This window comes from Microbacterium sp. 13-71-7, from assembly GCF_002257455.1.
Lineage (GTDB): Bacteria > Actinomycetota > Actinomycetes > Actinomycetales > Microbacteriaceae > Microbacterium.
The window spans coordinates 1-8187 of sequence record NZ_NCKN01000187.1; the positions used below are offsets into that span (position 1 = coordinate 1).

6 protein-coding genes are annotated in these 8187 nt (G+C 71.8%); all 6 read left to right on the forward strand.

Going from position 1 to position 8187, the window contains the following annotated elements; all coding sequences use genetic code 11:
• On the forward strand, window positions 1–1031 hold a 1031-nt coding region (locus B7X32_RS15650; RefSeq protein WP_292721594.1), incomplete at its 5' end, for an oligopeptide/dipeptide ABC transporter ATP-binding protein.
• Window positions 1028–1978 carry an ABC transporter permease gene (locus B7X32_RS15655; RefSeq protein ID WP_292721597.1) on the forward strand — a complete coding sequence of 317 codons (951 nt, stop codon included), beginning with the start codon at window positions 1028–1030 and terminating at the stop codon, window positions 1976–1978. The genes B7X32_RS15650 and B7X32_RS15655, both read left to right, overlap by 4 nt.
• Window positions 1975–2832 (forward strand): ABC transporter permease, encoded by an 858-nt coding sequence (locus B7X32_RS15660; RefSeq protein ID WP_292721601.1) that lies wholly within the window; start codon window positions 1975–1977, stop codon window positions 2830–2832. The genes B7X32_RS15655 and B7X32_RS15660 overlap by 4 nt, the downstream gene beginning before the upstream one ends.
• A gap of 235 nt (window positions 2833–3067) precedes the next feature.
• The gene (locus tag B7X32_RS15665) at window positions 3068–4921 is read left to right on the forward strand and encodes an ABC transporter substrate-binding protein (RefSeq protein ID WP_292721604.1); all 1854 of its coding nucleotides are present in this window, start codon (window positions 3068–3070) and stop codon (window positions 4919–4921) included.
• 62 nt (window positions 4922–4983) lie between these two features.
• Window positions 4984–6234: an erythromycin esterase family protein gene (locus tag B7X32_RS15670; RefSeq protein WP_292721606.1), complete on the forward strand. Its 1251-nt coding sequence runs from the start codon at window positions 4984–4986 to the stop codon at window positions 6232–6234.
• Window positions 6231–8187 (forward strand): prolyl oligopeptidase family serine peptidase (locus tag B7X32_RS15675; protein WP_292721609.1); only part of this gene is annotated, 1957 nt, incomplete at its 3' end. The genes B7X32_RS15670 and B7X32_RS15675, both read left to right, overlap by 4 nt.

Sequence of the window (8187 nt, forward strand, 5' to 3'; positions counted from 1 at the left end):
ACCGGCTCGAGGTCGTCGACCTCGTACAGGAGCATCCGGTCTCGGGCTGGGCGCCGAAGGGGCGCCGGCGCACGGTGAAGGCGGTCTCCGGGGTGAGCTTCGCGGTGCGGGCGGGGGAGACCCTGGGGCTCGTCGGAGAGTCCGGGTGCGGCAAGTCCTCGCTCGGGCGCATGCTCGTCGCGATGGACCGGCCCACCGCGGGCGAGGTGCGACTCGAAGGGGCGAAGGTCTCCGGCGTGCGCCGGCGCGAGCTCGGCGCCCGCAGGGCGAAGCTGCAGATGATGTTCCAGGACTCCGGCGCCGCCCTCGACCCGAAGATGACGATCGGCACGATCCTGCGCGAGCCTCTCGCGATCCAGGGCGTGGGCACCGCCGCCGAGCGCACCGAGCGCGCGATCGCACTGCTCGAGAGCGTGGGCCTCGGCCCGTCCATCATGGAGCGGTACCCGCACGAGCTCTCCGGCGGCCAGCGCCAGCGCATCGGGCTCGCCCGCGCTCTCGCACTGGATCCGGACGTCCTCGTCGCGGACGAGCCGGTGAGCGCCCTCGACGTGTCGATCCGCTCACAGGTGCTCAACCTCATGCGCACGCAGCAGCGCGAGCGCGGGCTCAGCAGCGTCGTGATCTCGCACGACCTCTCCGTCATCCGCTACCTCTCCGACCGGGTCGGGGTCATGTACCTCGGCAAGATCGTCGAGCTCGGGGCGACCGACGACGTCTACGAGCGGCCCGCGCACCCGTACACGGCGGGACTCCTCGCCGCGGTGCCCGTCGCGGATCCGGACGCTCCGGCGCCGGAGGGCGTCGAGCGCGTGCGCGGAGAGCTGCCCAGCCCCCTGGACCCCCCCAGCGGGTGCCGGTTCCGCACGCGGTGCCCGCTCGCGACCGAGCTGTGCGCGACCGTGGAGCCGCTGCTGGAGGCGGTCGGCACCGGCCACGATGTGGCCTGTCACTTCCCCCTGCAGCCCAAGGCCGGCGCGGCGGCGGACGCGCGGACCGCGGACCGGACCGAGACGGAGGCGGCGGCATGATCTCGTACCTGCTGCGGCGGATCCTCGTCTCGCTGCTCGTGCTGATCGGCATCTCGATCGTGATCTTCGTGATGCTCCATCTCATCTCCGACAGCCCGGGGCGCGTCGTCCTCGGGCCGCAGGCGTCGGCCGCGGCGGTCGAGGCGTTCAACCACGAGAACGGGTTCGACCGCCCTCTGTTCGCGCAGTACGTCGATTACGTGGTGCAGCTGCTGCACGGCGACTTCGGGCGCTCCTACAAGCTGAACGAGGACGTCTCGGTGCTGTTCGCGCAGAACGCGGGGCGCAGCGCCGTGCTCTCCCTGTCCGGCCTCGTGCTCGCGCTGCTCATCGCGATTCCGCTCGGGATCCTGCAGGCGGTCCGGCGGAACACCGTCGTCGACCGCGCCGCCACCGGCATCGCCTACCTGCTCTATGCGACGCCCTCGTTCCTCGTCGCGCTGCTGCTGATCGCGCTGCTCAGCCAGCTCGTGCCGCTGTTCCCGGCGGAGGCGTCGCAGTCCACCTCGCCCTGGGTGGTGTTCACCGATCCGCGCGCGATGGCGCTGCCGCTGATCACCCTCGCCCTCACGAACGTCGTGGTCTTCTCGCAGTACCAGCGCTCCGCGGCGCTCGAGCAGCTCGGCATGGACTACATCAAGGTCGCCCGCGCCAAGGGTGCGCCGGAGCGGATCGTGCTGATGCGGCACCTGCTGCGCAACGCCTGCATCCCGCTGATCACCCTCGTCGGCGTCATGATCCCCACGCTGCTGGCGGGCAACCTCATCGTCGAGTCGGTGTTCAACTACCCCGGTCTCGGCCTCCTGTTCCTGAACAGCCTGCATCGGGAGGACTATCCGGTGCTGCTGGCGTACACGCTCATCGGTGGCGCCCTCACCGTGCTGGGCAACCTCCTCGCCGACCTCGTGGTCGCACGCGCGGACCGACGGATCGAGCTGAGCAGATGACCACCGCACACCCTGAGCTGTCCGAGAAGACCGACGTCATCGTCGCCGCCGCGACAGCGGCGCGCCCTCTCGCTGCGGGCGCCGTCCTGCGTGCGCTGCGGCGCAGCCCGATGGCCGTGGCGGGGGCGTCGATGCTCGCGCTGCTCGTGCTGTTCAGCTTCGTCGGGCCGCTGCTGTACCCGACGAACCAGACCGACGTGAACCTGCTCGATGCGCTCCTGCCGCCGGGGGAGGGGTATCCGCTCGGCACCGATCCGAACGGCTTCGACGTGCTCGGCCGGCTCATGCTGGGCGGGCAGGTGTCGCTCGAGATCGGTCTGCTCGCCGCGGTCTTCGCGACGACGCTCGGCACGGTCTACGGCGCCGTCGCGGGGCTCGCCGGCGGCGTGGTGGACGGCATCATGATGCGGTTCGTCGACGTGCTGCTGGCGATCCCGTTCCTGTTCTTCGTGCTCATCATCGCGGCGCGCTTCACCGCGACGCCGCTCACGCTGAGCCTCGTGATCGGCGGCTTCTCCTGGCTCGTGTCTGCACGGCTCATCCGCGGCGAGGTGCTGTCCCTGCGGGTGCGGGAGTTCGTGCAGGCCGCGCGGCTCATGGGCGCGGGCGACCGCCGGATCATCTTCACGCACCTCATCCCGAACACGTTCGGCGTGATCATCGTGAACCTCACGTTCCAGGTCGCCGACGCGATCCTGGTGATCGCGGCGCTGGGATTCCTCGGCTTCGGGCTGAGCTATCCGGTCACCGACTGGGGCAGCCAGCTCTCGAGCGGGGTCGCCTACATCACCGCCGGCAACTGGTGGCTCATCTACCCCGCGGGGCTGTGCATCGTGCTCGTGGTGCTCGGCTGAACCTGCTCGGCGACGCCCTGCGCGACGTGATGGACCGGCGCCGATGACCCGGCGCCGAGGTGTGTCCGCCTCCACAGGCGCGCCGCGCCGAAACTGTCCGGATCTCTGAACGGGCGCCTTCCGGCGTCCTGCACTCTCGAAGCACCAGGATCCGCGTCGCGGCGGCCGTTCCGGATCCGCACCACCCGACCCGACCCGCCCCAAGAACCCGAAGAACCCGAAGAAGGAGCACAGCATGAACGCGCAGGTTCCCCGGAGGCGACGGCGCCTCCTGATCGCGCTCACGGTCGCGGCCGCGCTGATCACGACCGGCTGCACCGCCGGCAGCACCACCGTCGACCCGTCGCAGTACCGCCGCATCCCCGCGGCGAGCGGCAAGGCCGTCGACGGCGGGATCGTCACGATCGCGATGACGCCGGGCCTGGCGCCGAACTACATCTTCCCCTACCCGCCCGCCGCCGCGAACGGCGCCGTGATCGGCAACGACCTGATGTGGCGGACGCTCTACCGGGCCGACGCGGACGGCAAGAGCAACGCCGACACGAGTCTCGCCGCGCCGCCGTCCTACGCCGACGGCGGCCGCACCGTGACGATCACGATGAAGAAGAACAGCTGGTCCAACGGCAAGCCCGTCACCGCCGGCGACGTCGTCTTCTCGCTCGACATCCTCAAGGCCGCCGTCGCCCAGAGCGCGGCCAACTGGGCGTTCTACACGCCGGGGCAGTTCCCGGACGGCGTGACCGCGTCCGCCCAGGGATCCGACACCGTCGTGTTCACTCTCGAGAAGGCGTACAACCCCGCGTACCTGGAGTCGCTCCTGCAGCAGCTCGTCGTCATCCCCTCGGCGGACTGGAGCATCGCGGCGGCCGGGGGACCGGTGCTGGACTACACGGACCCCGCGAACGCGAGCGCGATCTACACCTTCCTCACCGATCAGTCCGCGGACCAGGCCACGTTCGCCACCAACCCGCTGTGGCAGGTCGTGAACGGCCCGTACTCGCTGAAGAGCTTCGAGCCGACCACCGGTTCATTCTCGCTGGCGCCGAACAAGGCCTACACGGGACCGGGGAAGCACACGCTCACACAGGTGGACTTCAAGGCGTTCACCTCGGCCGCGGCGATCTACAACCAGTACCAGGCCGGCACGATCACGGTCGGGCGGCTGGATTCGAGCTATTCCTCCAAGATCGAGGATCTGCGCAAGAAGGGCTACGACGTCTACGCGGCCCCGGCCCCTGCGCGTTCGGATCCGCTCGTGATCAACTTCGCGAACACCACCGGCGGCTTCGACAAGATCATCGCCCAGCCCTACCTGCGCCAGGCGCTGCAGCACCTCGTCGACCAGCCCGGATACATCAAGAGCCGCGGCGTCTACAACGGGGCCGCGAGCGAGAACTACGCCACGGTCGGCCTGGGTTCGGCGTTCCCGCCCGACTTCGGCGGCAAGGCGCCGTACCCGTTCGATCCGAAGGCGGCGGAGAAGCTGCTGACCGCGCACGGCTGGAAGGTCGACAAGGGCGGCACCACATGCGAGAAGCCGGGCACGGGATCCGACCAGTGCGGCGAGGGCATCGCGCAGGGGCAGAGGATCTCGTTCACCCTCGCCTCCGCGAGCTCGCCGAGCTATGTCGGCGCGCGAGACCTCGCGTTCTCCTCCGAGGCGAAGAAGCTCGGGATCGACGTGAAGGTCGTCTCGAAGTCGCTCAACTACATGTACGAGAACTACACGAACCCCGGAGCGCCGGCGAACACGAACGAGTGGGCCATGCAGGACAGCGGCCCGCTGGTCGTGGGCTCGTATCCGACCGCGAACGGCGTGTTCAACACGGACGGCAGCTTCAACCTCGGCAGCTACAGCGATCCCGAGGCCGACAAGGCGATCGAGGCGAGCGTGTTCGGATCCGACCCGAAGGCGCTGAGTGCGGAGACGACCCTGCTGTCCAAGGACCTCCCTGTGCTGTTCCTGCCCACCCCCGACAACCTCATCGTCTGGAAGAGCACGCTCTCCGGCCCGCCGGCGACGTTCGAGGGCCTGCTGAAGTTCATCTACTCCCCGGAGCAGTGGTACTTCACCGAGAAGCAGAAGTGACGGATCCGCGGACGGGGCCGGTCGAGCGAGGCCGGCTCCGTCGCGGTGAGAGGATCGACCCGATGCGTGAGACCGACCGGACCTGCGCCCGCCCGCTGGCGGCCCCGGGCGAGCCCTGGGACCCTGAGGCCGTGCACGACCTCGTCGCAGGCGCGCGCGTCGTGCTGCTCGGCGAGGGAGCGCACGGGATCGACGACTTCGCCCGGCTCGGCGACGGACTGTTCCGCACGCTCGCGACAGAGTTCGGCTTCACAGCCTTCGTGCGGGAGTCGGGCTTCGCGGAGGGCCTCGCCGTGGACGCCTGGATCCAGGGCGGCGCGGGTGAGGTCGAGGACGTCGCCCGCGCCGGGACCACCTACGGCTTCGGCGAGTCCGACGCCGTCCGGCGGCAGCTGACGTGGCTGCGCGCGGAGAACGCCCGACGGCGGGGCTCGGGGCGGGCGCCCCTGCACTTCTGGGGGATGGATCTGCCCGGCTCCTCGACCTCGCCCGGTGCGGCCGTGAGGGCGTGCCTCGAGCGGATCCCCGCTCAGGAGGGCGACGACGAGCTGCGGCGCCTCACCGACCTCGGCGGGCGGACGGAGGCCGCGATCGCCTGGGACGGCCTGGACGACGCGGCGCGCGGCCGGATCCGCGACGGCATCACCGGCCTGTGCGCGCGGGTCGAGAGCGAGGGCGACGACATCGCGCGGCGGGCCGCGGCGACGCTGGGCGCCTTCTTCGCGGAGCTCTCCTGGGACGGTGCGCCGGGTGCGTACCCGCGTGAGCAGCTCATGGCCGACACCGTGTCATGGATCGCGGACCGCGAGGAGCGGATCCTCGTGCTCGCGCACAACGCGCATGTGCGCCGAGAGCCGCTGCACGGCAGGCCCGCGCTCGGCACGATCCTGCAGGAGCGACTCGGCGACGCGCTCCGGGTGATCGGCATGACCTACGGGCACGGCCCCGTCGTGTCCTTCGCGGAGCGCTCGCCGCGGCCGTTCGACTGGGAGGCGACGCTCTCGGAGCGCGAACCTGCGCCGGGGTCCCTCGAGCACGCGCTGGATCCGCTCGGCGACGTGCTCGTCGATCTGCGCGGGGCGCCGTCGGCGCCGTGGGACGGGATCGAGGGCACGCACGCGGGAGGCGGGATGGATCCGCTCGCCGACGTCACGACCGCGTTCGACGCGATCGCCCACCGCCACCGCGCGTCGCTCGTGCCCGGTCATCTCGACCGGCTGCGGGCGGAGTTCGGACCGGGTGCGCCCGCGGCCGACGCCGCCTCGCACGTCTCCGCGGCCGCGGTCGCCCCCGCGCAGCAGGACGTCGAATGAGCGCCGCACCGATCACCCGCACCGAGGACGTCGTCGAGATCGTCGCCGGCATCGCGGTGCCGGATCCCTATCGCTGGCTCGAGGCCGACGCCTCGGCACCGGGTGAGGTGGCCGACTGGCAGCGGGCGCAGGCCGCTCACGCCGAGGAGACCATCTGGTCCGGCCACGACCGCGAAGCCGTCCGCGCCGTGGTCGAGCGCGGCCACGCGGGCGCCAGGCCCGAACTGCCCCAGGCCGGCGGAGGGCGCTGGTTCCGCGCCGAAGGGCGACGGCTGCTGGTCGCGGACGAGCCCTATGGCCCCGGTCGCGCCCTCGTGGACCTCACCCGCTTCGACGAGCCGGGGCGCACGTCGGTGCTCAGCTGGTTCGCCCCCTCGCCGGACGGCGCGGTTCTCGCCCTCGGCGTCTGCACCGACGGCAGCGAGCACAACAGGGTCGAGCTCATCGACGCCCGCACGGGCGCGCTGCGCGACGACGCACCTCCCGAGCTGCTGCACAGCTCCTGGGGCGGCGGGATCTCGTGGTTCCCCGACAGCACGGGCTTCGCCTTCCTCGGCCTCGGCAGCACCGCCCACGACTTCCGCCAGGTCGTGTACCGGCGGATGCTCGGCACGCGCGGCGCGTCCCCGATCGAGGACGTGCCGGTGCCGGAGGGCTCCCGCGAGTACACCAGGATCCAGTTCTCGGCGGACGGACGCTGGGCGGTCGCGGCCCATCGGGTGGGCACGCCGTTCCCCGTCGCCGTGCGCGACCTCGCCGACCCCGACGCCGGCTGGAGACCGTTCCTCGCGCCAGGGCCGGAGACCGTCGTGGGGCACATCGTGGGGGACAGGTACGTCGCCGTCACCGATCTGGACGCGCCGCGGCGCCGGCTCGTCGCGATCCCCCTGGACGCCGCGGATCCAGCGGACCCGTCCGGGTGGACCGAGCTCGTGCCGGAGAGCGACGCGGTGCTGCGGGCGGTGCTCCCGGTCGGCGATGCGCTCTACCTGAGCGAGTTCCACCGCACGGCGGCGCGGGTGCGGATCCTCGACGCGGCCGGCGCCGAACGGGGCATCGTGCCGCTGCCGGGGCAGGGCGCGCTCGCCGCCCCGTTCTTCCCGCTCACCGGGCTCGCCGCCGAGAGCCGGGACGGATCCTTCCTCTTCGCCTTCTCGACGCTCACCTCCTCCTGGGGCGTCTACCGGCATCGTCCCGGCGGCGCGCTCGAGGTGCTGCAGGATCCGGGGATCGCGATCGATGCGACCGCGGAGATGCGCGAGGCGATCGCCCCCGACGGCACGCCAATCCCGTACCACGTCGTGCGTCCTGGCGGCTCCGCGGGCCCGGCTCCCGTGCTGATCTCCGCCTACGGCGCCGCGGGCATCCCCATGCTTCCGCAGTACCAGCCGGACCTCGCGGCGTTCCTCGCCGCGGGCGGCACGGTCGTGCAGGCGTACCTGCGCGGAGGCGGAGAGTTCGGCAGCGCCTGGTTCCGCGCCGCGGATCGGGAGCGGCGCGGGACCCGCGACGGCGACCTGATCGCCGTGGCCGAGCACGTGCTCGCCGAGGGCATCGCGGCCCCGGGCCGGCTCGCGCTCACGGGAGGCTCCGACGGCGGCCTGATGTGCGGCAACGCGATCACCGCGCGTCCGGAGCTGTGGTGCGCGGTGCTGCCGCGCGCCCCGCTGCTCGACCTCGTCGGCGGGTTCCGCAATCCGTATCTGGAGTTCGTGATCCGCAAGGCCTGGGGCGATCCCGACGATCCGGTCGACGTCGCCCGCATGATCTCCCTCTCCCCGTACGAGCGGGTGCGCCCGGCGGAGTATCCGCTGCTCTATGTCGAGGCGGGGGCGAACGATCCCCGCTGCCCGCCGTGGCAGGCGCGCAAGTTCGTCGCGCGGATGCAGGCGGCCCAGCGCGGACCGGCCCCGATCCTGCTGCACGTCTACGAGAACGCGGGCCACGGATCCG